At 63.3% G+C, this 19,982-nt stretch carries 18 protein-coding genes; 2 read left to right on the top strand and 16 right to left on the bottom strand.

All coding sequences use genetic code 11. The features are described 5' to 3' along the window. Positions 1 to 6: 6 nt before the first annotated feature. Positions 7 to 1,014: a dihydroxyacetone kinase subunit DhaK gene (locus NKJ37_RS00185; RefSeq protein WP_023808902.1), complete on the top strand. Its 1,008-nt coding sequence runs from the start codon at positions 7 to 9 to the stop codon at positions 1,012 to 1,014. A 27-nt stretch (positions 1,015 to 1,041) separates the two neighbouring features. Next, on the top strand, positions 1,042 to 1,683 hold the full coding sequence (gene dhaL, locus NKJ37_RS00180; RefSeq protein WP_023808903.1) for a dihydroxyacetone kinase subunit DhaL: 642 nt from the start codon (positions 1,042 to 1,044) through the stop codon (positions 1,681 to 1,683). Between the two features lie 22 nt (positions 1,684 to 1,705). Here the strand turns inward: dhaL and derI are convergent, their stop codons facing one another. From derI to NKJ37_RS00100, 16 genes are all read right to left on the bottom strand, one after another. Beyond that, positions 1,706 to 2,143, bottom strand: a complete 438-nt coding sequence (gene derI / locus NKJ37_RS00175) for a D-erythrulose-4-phosphate isomerase (RefSeq protein ID WP_013533067.1) — start codon at positions 2,141 to 2,143, stop codon at positions 1,706 to 1,708. 33 nt (positions 2,144 to 2,176) lie between these two features. Continuing rightward, the gene (locus tag NKJ37_RS00170) at positions 2,177 to 2,944 is read right to left on the bottom strand and encodes a triose-phosphate isomerase (protein WP_023808904.1); all 768 of its coding nucleotides are present in this window, start codon (positions 2,942 to 2,944) and stop codon (positions 2,177 to 2,179) included. Between the two features lie 66 nt (positions 2,945 to 3,010). Beyond that, positions 3,011 to 3,949, bottom strand: coding sequence for a sugar phosphate isomerase/epimerase family protein (locus tag NKJ37_RS00165; protein WP_023808905.1), 939 nt, complete (start codon positions 3,947 to 3,949; stop codon positions 3,011 to 3,013). Next, entirely contained in the window at positions 3,949 to 5,466 is a 1,518-nt protein-coding gene (locus tag NKJ37_RS00160; RefSeq protein ID WP_128302322.1) for a glycerol-3-phosphate dehydrogenase, read from the bottom strand. The genes NKJ37_RS00165 and NKJ37_RS00160 overlap by 1 nt, the downstream gene beginning before the upstream one ends. Then, the gene (locus NKJ37_RS00155) at positions 5,463 to 7,022 is read right to left on the bottom strand and encodes an FGGY-family carbohydrate kinase (protein WP_128302321.1); all 1,560 of its coding nucleotides are present in this window, start codon (positions 7,020 to 7,022) and stop codon (positions 5,463 to 5,465) included. Before NKJ37_RS00155 ends, NKJ37_RS00160 begins: the two co-directional genes overlap by 4 nt. A gap of 96 nt (positions 7,023 to 7,118) precedes the next feature. Further along, entirely contained in the window at positions 7,119 to 8,060 is a 942-nt protein-coding gene (locus tag NKJ37_RS00150) for a D-ribose ABC transporter substrate-binding protein (RefSeq protein WP_013533072.1), read from the bottom strand. A gap of 38 nt (positions 8,061 to 8,098) precedes the next feature. Continuing rightward, on the bottom strand, positions 8,099 to 9,232 hold the full coding sequence (locus tag NKJ37_RS00145; RefSeq protein WP_128302320.1) for an ABC transporter permease: 1,134 nt from the start codon (positions 9,230 to 9,232) through the stop codon (positions 8,099 to 8,101). A 26-nt stretch (positions 9,233 to 9,258) separates the two neighbouring features. Further along, positions 9,259 to 10,800 carry a sugar ABC transporter ATP-binding protein gene (locus NKJ37_RS00140; RefSeq protein WP_352440100.1) on the bottom strand — a complete coding sequence of 514 codons (1,542 nt, stop codon included), beginning with the start codon at positions 10,798 to 10,800 and terminating at the stop codon, positions 9,259 to 9,261. Further along, positions 10,797 to 11,453, bottom strand: coding sequence for a DUF2291 domain-containing protein (locus tag NKJ37_RS00135; protein ID WP_127296544.1), 657 nt, complete (start codon positions 11,451 to 11,453; stop codon positions 10,797 to 10,799). The genes NKJ37_RS00140 and NKJ37_RS00135 overlap by 4 nt, the downstream gene beginning before the upstream one ends. Positions 11,454 to 11,486: 33 nt before the next feature. Continuing rightward, positions 11,487 to 12,497, bottom strand: a complete 1,011-nt coding sequence (locus tag NKJ37_RS00130; RefSeq protein WP_352772157.1) for a sugar-binding transcriptional regulator — start codon at positions 12,495 to 12,497, stop codon at positions 11,487 to 11,489. Positions 12,498 to 12,919: 422 nt separating this feature from the next. Beyond that, positions 12,920 to 14,632: a glycerol-3-phosphate dehydrogenase/oxidase gene (locus tag NKJ37_RS00125; protein WP_023808913.1), complete on the bottom strand. Its 1,713-nt coding sequence runs from the start codon at positions 14,630 to 14,632 to the stop codon at positions 12,920 to 12,922. Then, a complete protein-coding gene (locus NKJ37_RS00120) occupies positions 14,629 to 15,405 on the bottom strand; it encodes a DeoR/GlpR family DNA-binding transcription regulator (RefSeq protein ID WP_031212333.1) in 777 nt (258 codons plus the stop codon). Before NKJ37_RS00120 ends, NKJ37_RS00125 begins: the two co-directional genes overlap by 4 nt. After that, positions 15,402 to 16,937 (bottom strand): FGGY-family carbohydrate kinase, encoded by a 1,536-nt coding sequence (locus tag NKJ37_RS00115; protein WP_352772155.1) that lies wholly within the window; start codon positions 16,935 to 16,937, stop codon positions 15,402 to 15,404. Before NKJ37_RS00115 ends, NKJ37_RS00120 begins: the two co-directional genes overlap by 4 nt. A gap of 390 nt (positions 16,938 to 17,327) precedes the next feature. Further along, on the bottom strand, positions 17,328 to 17,876 hold the full coding sequence (locus tag NKJ37_RS00110; RefSeq protein WP_023808916.1) for a flavin reductase family protein: 549 nt from the start codon (positions 17,874 to 17,876) through the stop codon (positions 17,328 to 17,330). A gap of 63 nt (positions 17,877 to 17,939) precedes the next feature. Further along, positions 17,940 to 19,160: an acyl-CoA dehydrogenase family protein gene (locus tag NKJ37_RS00105; protein ID WP_023808917.1), complete on the bottom strand. Its 1,221-nt coding sequence runs from the start codon at positions 19,158 to 19,160 to the stop codon at positions 17,940 to 17,942. Between the two features lie 26 nt (positions 19,161 to 19,186). Next, positions 19,187 to 19,975, bottom strand: a complete 789-nt coding sequence (locus NKJ37_RS00100; RefSeq protein ID WP_023808918.1) for an alpha/beta fold hydrolase — start codon at positions 19,973 to 19,975, stop codon at positions 19,187 to 19,189. Positions 19,976 to 19,982: the final 7 nt, after the last annotated feature.

Below are 19,982 nucleotides of genomic sequence, written 5' to 3'. Positions count from 1 at the left end.
CGTCGGGTGCAGACCAAGAAGATCATCAACGATGGCAACCGCGCCGTTGACGAGATGCTGGAAGGCATCCTGGCAGCGCATCCCCGCCATCTCAAAAGCGTGGACGGCAGTCCACGCTCCATCATCGCCCGCGACGGACCGCGCCAGGGCAAGGTGGGCCTCGTGATTGGCGGCGGTTCGGGCCACGAGCCGAGCTTTCTCGGCTTTGTCGGCAAGGGATTGGCTGACGCTGCGGCCATCGGCAATGTCTTTGCCTCGCCGCCGCCGGACCCGATCCTCGAATGCGCCAAGGCAGTCAGCGGCGGCGCCGGCGTGCTCTTCATGTACGGCAATTATGCCGGCGACGTGATGAATTTCGACATGGCGGCCGAGATGGCCGCCATGGACGACATCGAGGTGCGCACGGTGCTGAGCACCGACGACGTCGCCTCGGCACCGCGCGACCAGCGGCACAAGAGGCGCGGCGTCGCCGGCAATTTCTTCATCTTCAAGGCGGCCGGCGCCGCCTGCGACCGGATGTTGTCCTTCGACGAATGCGAGCGCGTCGCCGGCAAGGCCAACGACCATACCTTCACCATGGGCGTGGCGCTGTCGCCCTGTTCGCTGCCGCAGACCCGCCGGCCGAATTTCGAGATCGGCCCGGACGAGATGGAGATCGGCATGGGCATCCACGGCGAGCCCGGCATCGCGCGCGAAAAGTTGAAAACAGCCGACGAGATCACCGACGAGATGCTGGACAGGATTCTCGACGAGATGGCGCCGGCGCGCGGCGACAAGGTCGCGGTGCTCGTCAATTCGCTGGGCTCGACGCCGCTGATGGAACTCTACATCATGAACCGGCGCGTGAAGCAGAGGCTCGATGAGATCGGTGTGTCCATACACGCAAGCTGGGTCGGCAATTACTGCACCTCGCTCGAAATGGCCGGGGCCTCGATCACTCTGCATCGGCTGGACGGCGAGTTGCAGACGATGCTGGACCACCCCTGCGACTGCGCCATGTTTCGCGCCGGCTAAACCCACTTCTGTGGCAAGGACTAAGACATGACGACAATCGACACCGCCCGCCTTGTCGCGATGTTCGCGGCGATCGCAACCGCCATGTCGGCCGACAGGGACCGACTATGCGCGCTTGACGGAGTTATCGGCGACGCCGACCACGGCATCGCGATGGAGCTTGGATTTTCCGCGGCACGCGATGCAGTCGCCGCACTGGACACCGAGGCCACTGATCCGACCACCTTGCTGAACACGGCGGCAAAGTCGTTCCTGAATGCGGTTGGCGCCTCCTCCGGTCCGCTCTATGCGACCGCGTTCATGCGCGCCGCGGCAGCCGTCAAGGGCAAGACGACGCTCGACGACGCGGACGTGGTCACTCTGTTCCAGGCGATGGCCAAAGGCATTCAGGATCGCGGCAAGGCCGAGCCAGGCGAAAAGACGATGATCGATGCATGGGCGCCGGCTGCGCAGGCGGCGGGCGAAGCGCTGACCTCCGGCAAGGATCTGGCGGGCAGTCTCGAAGCTGCTGCACAAGCGGCAAACGCCGGCGCGGAGGCGACCAAGTCGATGGTCGCCACCAAGGGCCGGGCATCGCGCCTCGGCGAACGCTCGCTTGGCCACATGGACCCGGGCGCCGCCTCCGCCGTGACCGTGATCGAGGCGATGCGGGTCGCCTTGACCACCTGATCAGTAACGGGCCTTCCGCGCCTCAGCGCTTGGCGTCGAGCTTGTCGATGGCCTGCACGTTTGTGGCGGAGGGGCCATTCGGATCGAACTCCGAGGCCAACCATGCGTCGGCGATCGATTTCGCCAGTTCGGGACCGATGACGCGGGCGCCCATGGTGATGATCTGGGCGTTATTGGACTTGGCGGCGCGCTCAGCGGAATAGGTGTCGTGGGTCAATGCGGCGCGAATGCCCGGGACCTTGTTGGCGGAGATGCTGACGCCGATGCCGGTGCCGCAAAACAGGATGGCCCGGTCGTAATTGCCGTCGAGAATTTCGTGGCCGACCGAGGCGGCGATATCGGCGTAGAATCCGGCCTGGCTTAGGTCGACGACCTGCAGTTCCGGCTTGGTGGCGAGATGCTTGGCGATGACGTCGAGCAACGGCTTGCCGGCGCTGTCGGCTCCGAGTGCGATCTTCATGATGATGAGCTCCTTTGCTTGGTCTTTTAGCGGTCAGCGCGCGATGGCGGCCGACGCCTTTTTCAGAATGTCGATATAGCCTTCCGCTTGCCACGCCGAGCGGCCGATGAACAGGCCATCGATATGCGGCTGGCCGATGAGTTCGGCCGCGTTGCCGGGATTGACGCTGCCGCCGTAAAGCACAGGCGGGGCAGCCGGCAGCCGGTCGGCGGCAACCTGCTTGATCAGCGCCTGCTGCCTGTCGGCATAGTCGGCGCTGGCGGGAATGCCCTTCTCGCCGATCGCCCAGACGGGCTCGTAGGCAAAGAGGATTTCAGCCTTCAGTTGATCGCCGCTCAGCTCTTGCAGCGCGCCGAGAACCTGTGCCGTCAACACCGCCTCGGCGCGGCCTGATTCACGCTCAGCCAACGTCTCGCCGACGCAAATCAGCGGCACGAACCCGTGCCTGACAGCGGCCGCCGTTTTCAGTCCCACAGTCGCGTCCGTTTCGCCGAAATGCTCGCGACGCTCGCTATGGCCGAGTTCGATCACATCCAGCCCACAGTCTTTCAGCATCACTGGCGAGATCTCTCCCGTCCAGGCACCGGCGTCGGCCCAATGCATGTTCTGGGCGCCGACTTTCACGCGGGTGTTGGCCAGCGCCGCTTTGACCTGGCGCGCGGCGGTGAACGGCGGAATGACGAAAGGCTGTATCGCCTGATCGAAGTCAGGCACGAAGGCCGCCAACGCATCGGCGAACTGCAGCGCCTCGGCAAGCGTCTTGTTCATCTTCCAGCTCGTGCCGACCCAATATGGGGTCATTCTTTTCTCCTTCAACGCGCGTTTTTCCTGGCCACCATCGGTGCCGGCGTCTAGCCAGCATTTCACTCAAGCCCGAGGCTTGAGACTGTCGCGACCGCTGTCGATATGAGGCGCCCAGAAATCCACCGACTCGCGGATCATCTCGATAACCTGATGGTCGACTGGTTCCCTCTCCCTGAAGGAAAGTTCAAGGCAAATTTCATTGTCGGTTCCACCGCCCTGCCGAACCGCGTCCAGCAACTTCTGCGGCACTATGCGGCCATCCTTGTTGTAGGCGGCCGTGAACGGCCAGTGCCCGCCCTTATTCATCGACGACTGCTTGATGTGGATGATCGGCGATTGCAAGGGAAACGCTTTCGCCCAGGCATAGGGATCGGTGTCGGCAGGGTTGGGCGAAGTGACGTCGCCATGGTCGATGTCGACCATCATTTTCATCGGTATGGGCAGCTTCGCCGCGTCGATGGCGCCTTGCAGCGTGGCGCAGCTTTCGATCGTGTGGCCGAACTCGCGGCCGACCGACATCGGCTCCCAGAACAGGTATGTCAGACCCGCCGCCTTGGCGTGTTCGGCCACCTCGCGCCAGCATTCGAGGGCGATATCGAGAAGCACTGCCCGCCGTTGCGGATCGTCAAAGTCCTTGTGGGTGAAGATGGCGAACTGCGTGCCCATGCCCGACGCACCGAGTTCCGCGGAAATATCGGCGAAGGTCTTGAACCAGTCGACATAGTAGCGCCGGACATCCGCGTCCGGATGGCCGAAGTGATTGAGCCGGCCATAAGGTCCGGTCATGCCGGAGGTGATCCGCACGCCGGTCCGCGAAAGCGCCCTGTCGAACAGGCGCAGGAATTTGGCAATCGTTGCCGCCGGCCAGCCCGGATTGACGAATTCATGCGTCAGCTGCACGTCGCGGATACCGATGCCATAGGCAATCGCGTCGATCAAATCGTCCGGATCGGCGAAACGGTTGACCAGCGGATTGGTGTTGAGGGAAAGCGTGAAGGCCATCAGTCTGCCGTCGCCATGATGTTATCGAACCAGTCTTCGAATGCTTTCCGCTCGGCCGCATTGAGATGCAGGCCATGTTTGGTGCGGCGTTCCAGAATATCGGCTGATGTGCCGGCCCATTCGGTCTCGGCCAGGAACCTTGCCTCCCGCTCATACAGGTCGGGACCGAAGCGGCGGCCGAGATCCGCCTCGCGCTGTGCGCCGGCGAGCAATTGCCTGGCACGGGTGCCGTAGCTTCGAGCGTAGTGCTTCACCAGCGACGGGCTGAGCCATAAAAACTCGGAATGCAGATCGCTCAGGAACTGCTCGAAGTCCGCATTGGGCAGGTCGCCTCCCGGCAAGGGGATTTTGGCCGTCCAGGCTTTCTTCATCATCGGAAAAAACGGCTGGATCTTTTCCAGCGCATGTTCCGACAGCTTGCGGAAGGTGGTGATCTTGCCGCCGAACACCGACAGCAGCGGCGCGTTGCCATTGGAGGCGTCGAGTTCGAAAATATAGTCGCGCGTCACCGCGCTTGGATTGTCGGCATTGTCGTCATAGAGCGGACGCACGCCTGAGAAACTATGGACCACGTCCTGTGACGTCAGCTGTCGCTTGAAATAGCGATTGACCACCTTGATCAGGTAATCGACTTCGCTTGCCTCGGCGACCACTTCCTCGGGCCTGCCTTCGTAGGGAATGTCGGTCGTGCCGATCAGCGCCAGATCGTTCTCGTAGGGGTTGACGAAGATCACTCGCTTGTCGTTGTTCTGGATGAGATAGGCCTGCCGCCCCTCCCAGAATTTGGGCACGACGATATGACTGCCTTTCACCAGGCGAACATTGCGGGTGGAGTTCTGCCCGGCGACTCGGCTGACAATGTCGTTGACCCACGGCCCGGCCGCGTTGACCAGCGCCCGCGCCCGGACCTTCGTCACCGCACCCGTGCGACCATCCTGCATGTCGATCGACCATAGTCCGTTTTCGCGGCGGGCCGCGACACAGGCGGTGCGCGTGAGCACTCTGGCACCGCGCTGCCTGGCATCCAGGGCGTTGAGCAGCACCAGGCGCGCATCGTCGACCCAGCAGTCGGAATATTCGAAACCGCGCTTGAATTCGTCCTTGATCGGCGCGCCTTCCGGCGCAGTCCTGAGGTTCAGTGTTCGTGTCCCCGGCAGGCGTTTACGGCCGCCAAGGTGGTCGTAGAGAAACAGCCCGAGCCGGACCAGCCATGCCGGCCTGTCTTGCGGGCTGTGCGGAAGAACGAAGCGCATCGGCCAGATGATGTGCGGCGCTGCCTCGAGCAGCACCTCGCGTTCGATCAGTGCTTCGCGAACCAGCCGGAATTCATAATATTCGAGGTAGCGCAGGCCGCCATGCACCAGCTTGCCGGAGCGCGAGCTCGTGCCTTGCGCGAGATCGTCCTTTTCGCACAGGATGACGGACAGCCCGCGACCTGCCGCATCACGCGCTATGCCGGCTCCATTGACGCCGCCGCCGATCACGAAGAGATCGACGACATCTGTTGTATTGCTCAAGATCTTGCTCCTGTGCGGTGCGCCATGCCCTTCCACACCGGCCGAAGCGCCTGACGCGCTGCAACGAAGGAAGGGAAGAGGGCATCGTAGGTATGCGAAAGCGCCTCGTCATAGGCATCGCAGTCGCCGAGAAGCGGCGTCACCCATTCGGCGGCGCAGTCTTCCATCGAGCCATAGACGCCGAGGCCGACGGCCGCCATCATCGCGGCGCCTGCCGCGCCGGCTTCCTGGCGACTGCTGGTGCGCACCTGCGCCCGGGTCGCCGCCGCGATGATGCGGCGTAGGGAGGGGCTGCGCGCGGCGCCGCCCGACAGGCGGATCTCGCTCGGCACGGCGCCCATCGCCTGGTAGCAATCGCGTGCGGCGAAGGCCAGTCCCTCGAGGACGCCGCGTGCCAGATCGCCAAAGCCGTGCTTGACCGAAAGGCCGATGAAGCCAGCGCGTGCGTCAGGATCGACGAACGGTCCTCTTTCACCGGCCAGCGATATATAGGGCTGGTAGATCAGCGAACCAGGCTCCGATGCTTCCACCCAAGCGTCGAGGGCCTTCAGCAACTCGTCATGAGAAGGCTTGCCGCCAGCCGTCGCGAGCACGTCGCGCGCAAGGCCAAGCACCCAGTCTATGTTGAGCGTCGCCGCCATGTTGGATTGCAATTGTGCAAAGGCGCCTGGAATAGGCATGGCGATCGTGTAGCCGGAGCCATCGTCGTTCAGCACGACATCGTCGGGAGTGGCGGCAAAGCGTGTGTGTATGCCGGTCGAGCCGATGACCGTGCAGCCGACATTGCCCGAGGGATCATAGAGGCCGGCTCCGAGCGCCGTCATGACCATATCGACGTAACCCAGCACCACCGGCGTGCCTTCGAGCAGGCCAGTCTCTGCCGCCGCCGATCGCGACAGCGGATGATGGTCGGTGGTGCCTTCGAGCATGGGAGGCAACAGGCGGCGATGCGTCGTCAGATCCAGGATGTCGAGGGCTTCGTCGGAATAGCTGCGCGACCGAAAATCGCCGAAGGTGAAGGTTCCCTCGGAGGGATCCGTGGCGCGTTCGCCCGTCATCTTGAAGTAGAGCCAATCCTTGCAATGCAGTGCGGTCGCCGCCCGCTCCAGCATGTCGGGATGGTTCTTTTTCATGAAGGCAAGCTGGGCGCCTTGCTGGCAGGAATTCAGCCCCGTGCCGGTCAGCTCGAACCGCCTGCGATCCCGGGGATCGGCGCGCATCTCGTCCACCAGATGTCCAGCTCGGGCATCAAGCCACAGCCAGGCGCGCGAGACAGGCAAGCCGTCGCCATCGATCAGCCAGGTTCCGTCGCCCTGCCCGGTGATGGCCACCGCCGCGGTTCGTTGCGCGAGGTCGGGAACCTTGGCCGCGAGATCGCGAACGGTCCGCGCCATGTCGCGCCAGGTCTGGTCGAGGTCCTGCTCGGCGCCGCCGCCTTCCAGCGTGACGAAGCTATTGGGCACCGACGTCATGGCGAGCTGCCGCCCGGACAGGTCGAAAGCGATCGATTTGATCACCGACGTTCCCGCGTCGATGCCGATCAGCAGGTCTTTCATGCCGCAAATTCCGGTTGGTTGCGAAGGCGGTTCACGAGGGCAGTCATTTCGTAGAAGAGGCAGGGAGTGTCCGCAAGGACACCCCCTGTACAGGTATTACTCAGACAACACGAAGGGTGCGGTGTACTTGTCGACATTGTCCTTGGTGATGAGAAGGCAATCGAACAGCTGCTTCTCGGTCGCCGCACCGGTGGCACCCGTCTTGATAAACGAATCCGCCTGCTGCACGGCCTTGGCCGAGAAGATGGCGACCGGCTGAAGCACGGTGTACTGCAGTTCGCCGGACTTGATCGCCGCAACCGCATCCGGGGAGCCGTCGAAGCCACCGACCTTGATGCCGGCGAGCTTGCCGGCTTCCTTCAGCGCCGCAACCGCGCCAAGCGCCATCTCGTCATTGCCGCTGATCACGGCGATGATGTCGGGATTGGCCTGCAGCATGCTCTGCATCTTGTCGTGGCCCTGGGTACGATCCCAGTTGGCGACCTGCGAAGCAGCCTTTTCGAGATCCGGGTACTGGCTCAGCACAGTCGCGTACCCGTTCGAGCGCGTGGCGGCGTTGTTGTCAGACGGGGCGCCGAGCAGTTCGACATATTTGCCCTTTTCGCCGACGGCCTGCACCCACTGCTGGGCACCGAGAGCAGCACCCTGCGCGTTATTGGAAACGAGCTGACCCTTGGCGAGGCCTTCCTGATTGATCTCGGCATTGACGAGGAACACCGGGATGTTGGCTGCAATCGCCTTCTTCACCGCACCGACAGAGCCGTCGGCGTTGGCCGGATCGAGGATGATCGCCACCGACTTGTTGGTGATGGCGGTGTCGATCAAATTGCTTTCGGTATTGGTATCGCCCTTGTGGGCACCGACATTGGCCGTATAGCCAAGCTTTTCAGCCTCGGCCTTGGCGACGTTGCCCTCGGTCAGCCAGTAGGGGTTGGCCGGATCGTTGACGATGATCGAGATCAGGCCCGCGGCTGACGCGGCGGCCGTGAACCCGACGACCATCGCGGCGGCGAGCAGACTTTTCAGCATGGTTTTCATGTACATTCCTCCAATGATTACGCGGTGTTGCTGCCAGTTCACCTGGCAGTCTTCCCTTGGGCAGGATTGGCCGGTTCGGCCTTCCCCCGTTTCTGAGAAGTCGGTTGGCCACCTGACGCGCTTGGGAGCTTGCTACGGCGGCGATACTGAACGGCATTGAGGAGCACGGCGAGCACGATGACCGCGCCCGTGAACACTGTCTGCCAGTAGGATGAGATGCCGATGATCACCAGACCGTCGGACAGGAAGCCGATGACGAAGGCCCCAAGCAGGGTTCCGCGGATGTTGCCGCGCCCGCCGGTCAGTGCCGCGCCGCCGATGACGACGGCCGCGATGGCCGTCAGTTCGTAGGTGGTGCCGGCGGTCGGTCCAGCCGACGTCAACTGCGAGGACAGGATCAGGCCGGCGATGGCGGCACAGATGCCCGACAGCACATAGACGGAAATCTGCACCGTCTTGACCGGAACGCCGGAGAGTTCGGCCGCGCGCTCGTTGCCGCCCGAGGCGTAGAGCCAGCGCCCGAAAGCGGTGCGGTTCAAGACGATGCTGCCAATGAGCGCGATGACCACGAGAACCACGACGCCCGTCGGCACGCCGAACAGGCGGTTGAAGCCAAGCGCATCGAAGCCGGTGTTTCCGAGCTCGGGCTTGCCGCCGAGATTGTTATAGGTCAGGCCGCTGGTCATCAGCAGCGCCAGGCCGCGTGCCATGTACATGACGCCGAGCGTGGCGACGAAAGCCGGAACCTTGAAGCGCGCGATGAGCACGCCGTTGATCAGTCCGACGACGGCGCCGAGCATGCAGGCCAACACCGCGACCACCCAGACCGGCGGATAGAGAACGACACCCAGCCAGGTCAGCGTCACGCCTTGCATCAGGAACCCGGCAACGACACCGGCCAAGCCCAGCGTCGACCCCACCGACAGGTCGATACCGCCATTGAGGATGACGAGCAGCATGCCGATCGCGAGGATTCCGAAGATGGCGACATGCGAGGCCATGGTCAGGAAATTCGCCACCGAGAGATAGTAGGGCGACAGGATCGAGAACACGACGATGATGACGATCAGGGCAAAGAAAGCGCGACCCTCGAGCAGCAGCTTGGCGAGATCGAAGCCTTCGCCGCCCGCGCTTGGACTGGACTGTTTTCTGGCCTGGCTGACGTCGGTCATTGGTCTGGGCTCCGAAATTCTGGTGATCAGGCGACCACGGCTTCGCCAGAGGCGGCCATGATCTGCTCTTTGGTGGCGTTGGCGCCGAATTCAGCTGAAATCCTGCCACGCCGCATGACGACGATGCGGTGGGCAATGCTGAGGCATTCGTTGACCTCAGAGGTCGAGAAGACGACCGCAAGCCCTTGCGCGGCGCGTTCGCTCAGCAAGCGGAAGACCTCGGCCTTGGCGCCGACATCGATGCCACGGCTCGGTTCGTCGAGAAGGATGACTTTTGGGTTGGTCGTCAGCATCTTGCCGATGACGACCTTCTGCTGATTGCCGCCCGACAGCGATCCGATCATGGCATTGCCGCCTGCGGTCTTTATGGTCACCTTGCGGATCGAATCCTCGACCAGCCCACCCTCCTTGGAACGGGACAGAAACAGCCCCTTGGCGAACGCCTCGATGCTGGCCAGCGAGAGATTGCGGCCGACGGTCATCGTCTGCACCAGCCCGTCGCGCTGGCGGTCCTCGGGGACCAGCACAAGACCTCTGGAGATGCGCTGGGCAATGCTCAGTCCCGAAACGTCCTCGCCTTCCAGAAGCGCGCGGCCGCCCGCCATCGGCACCCGTCCGGCGACGGCTTCCAGCAATTCCGTGCGCCCGGCGCCCATCAGCCCATAGATGCAGACGATCTCGCCTGCCCGGACATCCAGCGACAGGTGGTCGACGACGGAATAGCCCGAGCCCGAAGTGTCGACGACGCTGACATCCTCGATCGACAGGGCGACCTCACCGAACGCATGGCCGGTCGGCGGCGAGCCGAGATCGAAGTTCTCGCCGACCATGTTGCGGACGATCCACTCGAGGTCGATGTTTCTGGCTTCAGCCGTCGCCGTTATCGCCCCGTCGCGCAGGACAACGGCGTAGTCGGTGATCTGCAGCGCCTCTTCGAGGTGATGTGAGATGTAGACGATGGAAACGCCGCGGCTGGTCAAATCGCGGATCACCTTGAACAGCACCTCCACCTCTGTGGCGCTGAGCGCCGAGGTCGGCTCGTCCATGATCAGGATGCGCGAATCGACCGACAGCGCCCGCGCGATCTCGACGATCTGCTGTTGGCCCAGGCGCAGATCCTCGACCAGGGTCATCGGGTCGATGTCCTCTTCGAGATCAGCCATCAGCGCGCGCGCCTGGCGCGATTCTTCGGCGAAGTCGAGGCCGGTCCTGGTGCGCAGTTCGCGGCCCATGAAGATGTTGTCGCGAACGCTGAGATTGGGCGCCAGGCTCAGTTCCTGGTGAATGATCGAGATGCCGCGATCGCGTGCGTCCGAGGATGAGGAAAAACTGACGAGATTGCCGTCGAGCACGATGTCGCCGGATGTCGGCGTGACCACGCCGGAGAGGATCTTCATCAGCGTCGACTTGCCGGCGCCATTTTCTCCGAACAGCGTGGTGACCTTGCCGCGATGGATGTCGAAATTGACGCCCTTGAGTGCATGGACGCCGCCATACGACATGACGATGTTGCGCGCCGAAAGCACGGCGTCGCCATTCGCGGGTCCGGTGTCGGCAGCCGCGCTCATTTGACCTCCAGCCTCACCGGAGTGACCAGCCAGCTCTTCGGGTTGACCAGCTTGAATGCGCCGACCACCGATATGGTCTTGCCGGTCAAGGTGCTCGTATCGACCTTGGCCAGGATTTCCTTCTTCATCTCGTTGTTCAGCGCCGAACCGGCGTCCTGGTATTCGATCTGGTTGGTGAACTGGCCGAATGTGATCTTGCCGGTGGCGTCGCGAAGCTCGGTGCCGTTGATCGCCGGTCCCGTCTGCACGCGGATCATCAGCGTGTCCGGCACACCTTCGACGGCGACTTTGTAGATGCCCGATTTTCCTTCGCCGACGACGCCGGTGAACTTCACCGAGATGACCGGCCCAACGCCCGCCGGCACGCCGTATTCCTTTTCCGCCGTTGCCCTGTCCTTGGTGATCGCCGTCGCCACCGTTGCCGCGTCGGCGGCACGCGCTTCGACATCGGCCTGCACCTTGGGAAACTCCGACTTGCCGTAGTCGGCGGCGGAAAAGACGGCGCTGCGGACATCGCCGGCAGAGCCGATCCTGACCACGTTGGTGTCGAGCGCCATGGCGCCGAGCAGGACGACAACCGCAGCGCCGGCAAGTACCCGACGCAAGCCGGGCGAAGCCGGCCTGGTTGGTGCGGGGGCGGCCTTCGCGCTCATGACGCAACCGCCGGCAAGGCTGATCCGCGCTTGTCACGCATTTGACGATCCTCCGTTCACATGGCGCTTCGCACCATTGGGTTTGTTCTGTTCGACAAGGGCACGGGCGGTGGACTCGTCAGTGATCAGCCCGCTCAGATAGCGGCTTTCGAGCACCGCCTTGATGGCGCGTATTTTCACCTTGCCGCCGGCGACTGCGACGATCCGACGGCCCTTCAACTGGTCCCGCGGAAGCGCCAGGATTCTGTCCGACAGCGCCGTTTCCACCGGGCGTCCCTTGTCGTCGAAGAAGTGGGCGAGCAGCTCGCCGACGCCGCCATCCCGTTTGACCTCATCGATTTCGGAATGTTCGATCATGGCGGTAGCGACCAGCGAGGCTTCCCGTTCGGCGGTGCCTATGCCGACGAACATCAGGTCGGACCGGCTTGCGAGGTCGAAGACATCGCTGATGCCGCGCTGGCCAAGCAGCACTTCACGGTCCTCGGCGGTGTTGGCGACGAAAGGCACCGGCATCACATAGGCCTGCGCGCCGGTCCGCTCGGCCAGCCGATGCATGACATCGTGCGGGTTGGCCGCGAATTTGCGCGTCACGCCGCCAAGCAGCGAGACGAAACGGATATGGGCAGCGGCGGTGCGCGTCAGATACTCGACGCTTGCGGCAAGGGTACGGCCATGGCCGACGCCGATCAGCATGTCCTCGCCGCGATCGATCTCCCGCTTCAGAAACTGAGCGCCGGCGATGCCAAGGGCCTTCAGCGGCAGCTCGTCCTGATCGAGATCAGGAACGACCTCGCAGTAATCCAGCCCGTAAGCATCGATCAGCTGCTGCTCGAGGTCGATGCATTCGCCGACATCGCCGTCGATGATTACCCTGACAAGGCCATCCTGGGTGGCCCGGGTGATGAGCCGATGCGCCTTGAGGCTGGTCAGGCCGAGCCGCTTGGCCACCTGGGCCTGCGTCAGCCCCCCGGCATAGTGAAGCCAGGCCGCGCGGGTGGCGAGGCTGGACTCATGATCGCGGTTAGCGGCTCCGCCGGATTTCAAGACATCTCCTCCCTGAGATGATATTATTATCTTTGTGTGCAAAAATTTTCACATCCCTGCATCGCTGTCAATCCCTCGCCGGATTTGGCGCATGCACATACGGGGAATTCACAGGTCTCGCCCTTCCCGAAACGCCGGTCTGCCGGCATTTCGGCGGGCAACATCGACCTATTAGGAGGTGAGCATGTCACTTGATCATACGGCTATGTTAATTTAACGTCAATCTGTGTTATTTCGTGTCTGAGCCAGTAGAATTGCACAGCCATCGGCTATCCAATTTTTTGCTAACTAACTGTTTCTCAATAATAATATCTAATATCGCAAAATCCCAACCCGCCTGTGAGTTGAGCGATTGGGGATGCGGCGCATCCTTAGGCAAACCGACCGGATTGCCTTGGGAAAGAGCATCGGCGACGGAATGATCAGCCCAGCCGCATCAGGTTCCGGTCCTCGAGTTCCAGGGCGGCGGCCTCGACTTCCTCTGCGAGGCGCCCGGCGCTCCAGCCCAGCGCCCGTCCGGCAATCGTCGCAATCTCCTGCAGATCCCGGCCCGTCAGTGACCCTGATATCGCCAGGGTGCTGCGGCGCATGACGATATCGGCCAGATGTTCGACGAACTCGGTGCGGACGATGTAGTCGATTTCCGATTTGCTGTAGCTTTCTGAATCCGGCAGCCGACCCTCATCACCCGACCCATGCGTGGCGATCTGCGTGGCTCTGGTGCCATATCGCGACAGCAGCGCCTCGAGACGCCGTCCTCCAGCGCCCGTTTCCGAGTGAGCCAGAGCCAGCCAACTTGCTCGCGCTGCGGCATCGGCCGGGAAATCCCTGCCGCCGCCGATCGGCATGGCCTGCGTCGTCACCTTGCGGCTGCGCTGCAGGCGGCCGAGCACGGTGTCGGCGACTTCCTCGGCGAAGCCGCGAAAGGTCGTCCACTTGCCGCCGATCAGCGAGATGACCGCGAAAGGTCTGTTCCCATCCGGCTCGGCGACTGGCGCCGAGTGGTCACGGCTGATTAAGCCGGGCACCGATGCATCCGAGGCCGGCAGCGGCCGGATGCCGCTATAGGCATAGACGATCTGGTCGCGTTCGAACGCCATCCCCGGCAGCAGCGTGCGTACGCTGTCGAGCAGGTACTCCACTTCGTCAGGCTCGCAGCGTACCGCGTCGGGATTGTCGGCCTTGATGTCGGTAGAGCCGACCAGCGCCAGGCCGAGATAGTCGTAGACAAGGCAGATGCGGCCGTCATCGGCCTCGAAATAGAGCATGCGCCCGGCAAGGCTTTTGACCAGCTCGTCATGCTTCAGCAGGATGTGCGAGCCCTTGGTACCGCCGATCATCTTCGACGGCGCGCCTAGCAAATCGTTGACATCGTCGATCCATGGACCGGCGGCATTGACCACCAGCTTCGGCCGCACCGAAAAGGCCGCGCCGTTTTTCGGCTGGAAGGTCAGCACGCCATCGGCGGACTTCGCCAGCGCCGTGTAGTTCGCGCTGGCCGAGGCCGTATTTGCCTGCAGCCCATCGAGGATCAGTTCGAGCACCAGCCTTTCGGGATGGCTTATCTTGGCGTCGTAATAGGTGCCGGTGGCGACGATCGAGGGGTTGAGCGCCGGCATCTTGCTGAGCGCCTGGCGCCGCCCGACCATGCGGTGGCGCGGCATGACCTGGTTTCGCGAGCCGTAGAAATCATAGATCATCAGGCCGATCTTGATCAGGATGGCGCCGCGGCTGCGCGGCGCGCTGGTCGAGCCGAACAGCGTCCGCAGCGCCGCCAGCATGCCCTTGCTCCAGGAAAAGATCGGGATGACGGTCGGCAGCGGGCTGACATAGTGCGGCGCGTTTTTCAAAAGCAAATTGCGCTCGAGCGTCGATTGCGCCACCAGCCCGAATTCGCCAGTTTCTAGATATTTCAGGCCACCGTGAATGAGCCGCGATGGCGCGGCACTGGTGCCGGAGCCGAAATCTGCCTTGTCGACGATCAGGCAGCTGACGCCCTGCGCGCACAGGTCGCGAAACAAGCCCGCCCCGTTGATGCCGGCGCCAAGGATGACGACGTCGACCTCGCCGGTCCCGGCCATGGCGGCCAATCGCCCGGCGGGATTTTCCGTAAATGTTGCTTCGCTTGAGCTCATGGCGCTTTCGTCTTGACGATGCGCAGCTTCACGCCGGCCCGTTCGAGGGCCCGCGCCCGCGCATCGCCCAGGCCTTCGGTCGCCAGCACGACGTCGAAGCTGGTCAGATCGTCGAAGACGTGCAGTGCGATCCTGTCGAACTTGGCATGGTCAATCAAAAGGATGCGCTTGACCGATGCGGCCATCATCGCCTGCTTGACCCGCACGACATTGGGGTCCTGGATGAAGGCGGTGGTTCCAGTGATGGCCGAAGCCGAACAGATCAGCACATTGGCGCGCAGCTGCGCCACGGCGTTCTCGCAGACGATGCCGATATAGGCGTTGTAGGTGCCGTGGTACTGACCGCCGAGACAGATGAAGTCGAGTTCGTCGACATTGGTCAGCAGGGAAGCCGTCGCCACTGAATTGGTGATGACGGTCAGCGGCTTGACGTCGAGCAGCAGCGTGGCGACGGCGTTTGCCGTCGAGGAATCGTCCAGCATCACCACTTGGCCGGCCTCGACAAAATCGAGCGCCGCCCGCGCCAGCGCATCCTTCTCGGCCCGATTGACCGTCACCCGGTAGCGGAAGGCGCTTTCATAGAGGCCGGAAGGCTGAACCGTCACCGCACCGTGCAGCTTGCGCAGCACACCCTGCTGCGCCAGCCGGTCGATGTGCCGGTGGATGGTCATGCGCGATACGCCGAAATGTTCGACCAGATCGTCGATGCGCACCTGGCCGAGCTTGATCACATAGTCGGCGATCTCTTCGCGTCGTTCGTCGGCCTTGATCATGCGGTTCCCCCAGTGTCTTGCCGCGCCAGCTTCTCGATCTCCGGCCACTGCGGTTCGAGCGCACCGGCTATGCGGCCATAGAGGGAAAAGCGCTCGTTGAACACAGCACTTGAGGCCGCCATCGGCTCGTATTGGCGTGCCGTCATGCCGGCTTGCCTGGCGCCTTGTTGCGGCGTCGCGAAGATGCCCACCGCGGCACCCGCGCAAAGGGCCGCGCCAAAGGCCGCGGCCTCGTCGGTCGAGGTGACGGTGACCGGGGCATTCAGCACATCGGCAAACATCTGGACAAAGGCCGGATTGCGTGAACCGCCCCCGGTCAGGCGGATCTCGCTGATAGCAAAGCCCTCGCGCAGGGCTTCGACATGGGTGCGATGATTGAAGGCAATGCCCTCTAGAACCGCCTTGAGCATATCGCCGCGATCGTGCCAGCCGTGAAGGCCGACAAAGCTGGCGCTGGCGACATCGCCAAAGGGGGAGCCGAACAGATAGGGATGAAACAGGATGGTCGACCGCTTTTTCAGCGCCGCGTCGATCTCGCCTGCCAGAAACTCGTGGATCGAGCCACCACCGACCGATGCCCTCTCCTGTTCCGAGCGGCAGAACGTGTCGAGAAACCAATCGTAGTTCGCGGTCGAGGCCGGCGATATCGCCATGTTGTTCCAGCGGCCGGCGTCGATGGCGTTGCGACAGAGCCAACGCGGATCGACGCGCGGTTGCGAAGAGACTACTTCGTTGATGGAATAGGTCCCGGCGACAATGGCGAGCACGCCCTCCTCATGGCCGCCCATGCCAAGTGCGGAGCCAGTTACGTCATGCAGGCCGCTCGCGACCGGTGTCCCCTTGGCAAGGCCGGTCATGTCGGCGGCCTCGGCGGTAACGTGGCCGGCGATCTCGGCCGAATGCGCCATCGGCGGCAGCGCGTCGAAAAGATCGTCCAGTTCGAAGATGCGCATCGCTTCCAGCGCGCAATCCTGCGTGCGGAAATCCGTGAATGAGGTGCTGGCCTCGGTACGGTCGGTGCCGATCGTGCCGGTCAGGCAAAAGCGCAGCCAGTCCTTGCAGGCCAGTATATGCCCGATGCGGCCATAGCGGTCGGGTTGGTTCTTCCTGATCCAGGCCAGCAGCGCCGACGGAGCCGAAACGTGCGGCGCCTGTCCGGTGCGCGCCAACGCATTTTGGAAGACCCCGTCCGCCGACCATTGTTCGACAATCTCGCCGGCGCGGCTGTCAAGCGACAGGATACCGGGGCCTAGCGGCCGGCGATCCTTGTCGAGCAAATAGAGACCATCGCCGTGTGCGGTCGCCGCCACCGCCTTGATATCGTTGGCGGGCCGGCCGCACAATGCGATCGCTTCGCGGATGGCATCGGCGGTGGCTTGCCATAGCCTTGCCATGTCGCGCTCCACCCAGCGCGCATGGGGCATCGACTGCGGAACGCGCCGACGCGCCACCGACAACTGCGTGCCATCGGCATCGAAGATCACTGCCTTGGTGACCGTGAGACCGTTATCGATTCCGAGCAAACTGGGCATGGGCGCCGCCGCTTTCAGCAACTGGTGAAGGGCGCTGCAAGGCTAACCTGCAGGTTAGGATAGGGATGACAGACATGACGACAATCAACGAGCAACGGTGATACAAAAGCGACGCATCCGACGCGGTAACAGACCATAATAGCATGTTAAGTTAACGTCAACATGTGAGATATTTTTGCGGAAAAGTCTGACGTCATCTGCGACAAAAATTGCCATCCACTCGTACCGCATCCGATGCGGGACGAAGTTCCGGCCAATGCCCAACTGGCCGGATGACCCTCAACCCTGCGCGGCGAGCCAGGGAGCGCGGTACGACTGACGCCGAACGCGCTTCGACTGGCTTTGCAAGTTCCGTGCGCAACGACCGGACAACCCGCGCTTCGGCGCCGTTCAAAGAAAACGCGACGACTCAAGAAGCTCAGCCACCCCGTCCAGTTCCTTGTGCAGGCGATGCCAGCGACGGTCGAGATAAACAAGCGAATGCGCCTCCGGGGGGACCTCGTCCGGCTGCACCTCGCCGTCAAGGAGTTCGGCCGCGACCAGCGTCGCGCCCTCGATCGGCAGGATGCCGAGCCGACGGGCGCGGAACCAGGTCGAAACGCCGATATAGCGGGGTTCGCCCGTAGGCAGCCGCGCCCAGGCGCCTCCCGGCGGGAAACGTTCCGCGCCGCTCGACGCGCAGAGCTGCGCCAGGTCGATATCAGTGAAGCGCAGCAGGTGGATCACCATGGTCTCGGCCCGTAGCAAGGGCTCGGACGAAGTCGATTTCATGGAGAGCGAGAAAGCGACGACCGGCGGCGCAGCACTTACCGAGATCAGCGAGGATACGGTCATCGCCACCGGCCTGTCGCCGGGATCGGCCGTGATCACGGCAACACCGGCCGGATGGTGGCGAAAGGCTTCGCGGAAGGCGTTGGTCATCGGATGCGGGAAGCTCATCGACGTCTCTCTTCTGCAGCGTGAATAAGGGCCGGACGGCGTCCGCCGTCCGGCCCTTGCGGGCTACTTCTTCTCGATCAGGTCGTAGAACTGCCAGGTGCGATCGCTCCACAGGCCGCCGATGTCGCGACCGGCCGAGGTGACGATCGACGGCGCGATCGTGAAATGGTTGGCCGCCACCATCATCTCGCGGAAGGTGCGCTGGATCACGCCGGCGCGCAGCGACGCGCCGCCGCCGGCGCGGTAGGCGAAGTTGCAGATATCCACGCCAACCTCGTGAATCTCGGATTTGGCCAGATGGACAAGGCTGATCTGCCGCGTCGATACGCTGTTGCCGGCTTCGACCGTCGCCTCGATGTCGCGCCAGACTTCGAAGACAAAGGCGCGGGCAGCGCGATAGCGGGCTTCGGCGCGGCCATAGTCGTGCCAGAACTTCTCGCTTTCGCCGATCAGTCCGGCCCGGCCTGACTTCGAGCGGGCGAACTTGGCGATCTCGTCCAGCATCCGCCGCCCGGTGCCGAGCGCCCAGCCGGTATGACCGATGGCGGCGAGGCCAACGACCCCGAGACTGAAGAACTCCTTCTGGCGCAGCGGTGGTGCGGTCAGGATCGGGAAGACGAGATCGTCGGCGATGAAGACATCCTCGGCCGCATAGTCGATGCTGCCGGTACCGCCGAGGCCCAGAACGTCCCAATTGCCGAGCTGCTTGTGCTGGGAGATCGGGGCATGGGCGCACATGATAATCAAATTGCCCTTGTCGTCCTTGGCGGGCTTGCCGGTGCCGTCGTCGACGAAGGCGGCACTGTGGCTATAGGTGGCGTGGCTGAAGCCGCTGCCATAGCTCCACTTGCCGTTCAGCCGGTAACCACCGTCGACCTTCTTCAGCATGCCGAGCGGCGCGCCCTGCCCCGAGAAACGGTTGTCGGTGCCCGGTGCGAACAGCCGCTCGACCGCGCTATCCGGCAGAAAGGCCGCCGACATCGCACCGATGCAGCAATGCACCATTGAAACCCAGCCGGCCGCCCCGGAGTGCCAGGTGATCGCCGCCAGCAGTTCGAGACCCTGGGTGGGTCGCAGCTGCGCACCGCCGAGGCTCTCCGCGGCGAAGATATGCGACATGCGCAGCGGCTTCAGCAGCTCGAACGTGGCCGCAGTCAGTTCGCCATTCTCCTCATCGGTGGTGGCGTTGGCTTCCAGGGCCGGCCCGATCTCCGCGATCTTGCTGAGCAAGTCGCGATAGTCGGTGGTCGTCCCCCACGAGCCGTGCTTGATGGGTTTGTTCATTGTCTTCTCCTCCTTTTCAAATGCGGTCAGCCGGCGAGGAAATCGCCGATCTTCCTGAGTGTTTCGGGTTTCTCCTGCATGACGAAATGGCCGGCATCCTCGACCAGGATCAGGCGTGCGTCGGGCAGGGCTTCGACGAAGAGCGGCGCCTGGCCAGCTGGCAGCAGACGGTCCCTGGTGCCCCAGACGACCAGCGTCGGATTGGCGATGCGCGCCAGGAAGCGCCGCAGGTTCGGATGGCCCATGCCGAACGGCGCCAGCAACCGGCCGAGCGTCTCTCCTTCGCGGGCGCGATCGGCGCCGAAGGCCTCCGCAAAGGCGGGATCCGAGCCGTCCGGGAAATAGCGCAGCGCCACCGAGACGTCATGCGCCAGATAGGCCGGCAGCTCCTGCGGCGCGACCGCGCCCAGATCGGTGGCCGGATGCGCGGGGTCGTTGAGCCCTGCCGGCGCGATCAGCACCACCTTGTCGAAACGCTCGCGCGCAAGGCCGGCGAGCTCCGTCGCCATCCAGCCGCCCATGGAAAAGCCGATGAGATGAGGCTTCTCCGGCAGGTTCAGAACATCGAGCAGGTTCAGGTAGTGCAGAACCATGTCGGACATCCCGGTCACATGCGGCGCAGCGCCCGAAAAGCCGAAGCCCGGATGGCTCGCGCAAAGCACGCGGAAACGGTCGGCGAGGCCTTCGGCGAAGTCGAAACCTTCAAGCGTCGAGGCGCCGTGCAGGAACAGCACGGGCTTTCCCTCACCAATGGCCTTCACCACCGTTTTGGTGCCAGCGACATCGTATTTGAGCGTTTCGAATTGAACGGCCATTTTATTC

It is taken from the genome of Mesorhizobium sp. M0140 (genome assembly GCF_040322475.1).
Lineage (GTDB): Bacteria > Pseudomonadota > Alphaproteobacteria > Rhizobiales > Rhizobiaceae > Mesorhizobium.
Note: the sequence above shows the minus strand (reverse complement) of the source record. Positions and strands in the feature narration are given on the sequence as shown.

Coding starts and splice junctions, on each gene's coding strand:
- NKJ37_RS00120 (WP_031212333.1), bottom strand. CDS start 15,405: ATGATCAAGGCCGACGAACGACGCGAAGAGATCGCCGACTATGTGATC.
- dhaL (WP_023808903.1), top strand. CDS start 1,042: ATGACGACAATCGACACCGCCCGCCTTGTCGCGATGTTCGCGGCGATC.
- NKJ37_RS00100 (WP_023808918.1), bottom strand. CDS start 19,975: ATGGCCGTTCAATTCGAAACGCTCAAATACGATGTCGCTGGCACCAAA.
- derI (WP_013533067.1), bottom strand. CDS start 2,143: ATGAAGATCGCACTCGGAGCCGACAGCGCCGGCAAGCCGTTGCTCGAC.
- NKJ37_RS00165 (WP_023808905.1), bottom strand. CDS start 3,949: ATGGCCTTCACGCTTTCCCTCAACACCAATCCGCTGGTCAACCGTTTC.
- NKJ37_RS00140 (WP_352440100.1), bottom strand. CDS start 10,800: ATGAGCGCGGCTGCCGACACCGGACCCGCGAATGGCGACGCCGTGCTT.
- NKJ37_RS00150 (WP_013533072.1), bottom strand. CDS start 8,060: ATGAAAACCATGCTGAAAAGTCTGCTCGCCGCCGCGATGGTCGTCGGG.
- NKJ37_RS00170 (WP_023808904.1), bottom strand. CDS start 2,944: ATGACCCCATATTGGGTCGGCACGAGCTGGAAGATGAACAAGACGCTT.
- NKJ37_RS00145 (WP_128302320.1), bottom strand. CDS start 9,232: ATGACCGACGTCAGCCAGGCCAGAAAACAGTCCAGTCCAAGCGCGGGC.
- NKJ37_RS00155 (WP_128302321.1), bottom strand. CDS start 7,022: ATGAAAGACCTGCTGATCGGCATCGACGCGGGAACGTCGGTGATCAAA.
- NKJ37_RS00135 (WP_127296544.1), bottom strand. CDS start 11,453: ATGAGCGCGAAGGCCGCCCCCGCACCAACCAGGCCGGCTTCGCCCGGC.
- NKJ37_RS00125 (WP_023808913.1), bottom strand. CDS start 14,632: ATGAGCTCAAGCGAAGCAACATTTACGGAAAATCCCGCCGGGCGATTG.
- NKJ37_RS00105 (WP_023808917.1), bottom strand. CDS start 19,160: ATGAACAAACCCATCAAGCACGGCTCGTGGGGGACGACCACCGACTAT.
- NKJ37_RS00115 (WP_352772155.1), bottom strand. CDS start 16,937: ATGCCCAGTTTGCTCGGAATCGATAACGGTCTCACGGTCACCAAGGCA.
- NKJ37_RS00110 (WP_023808916.1), bottom strand. CDS start 17,876: ATGAGCTTCCCGCATCCGATGACCAACGCCTTCCGCGAAGCCTTTCGC.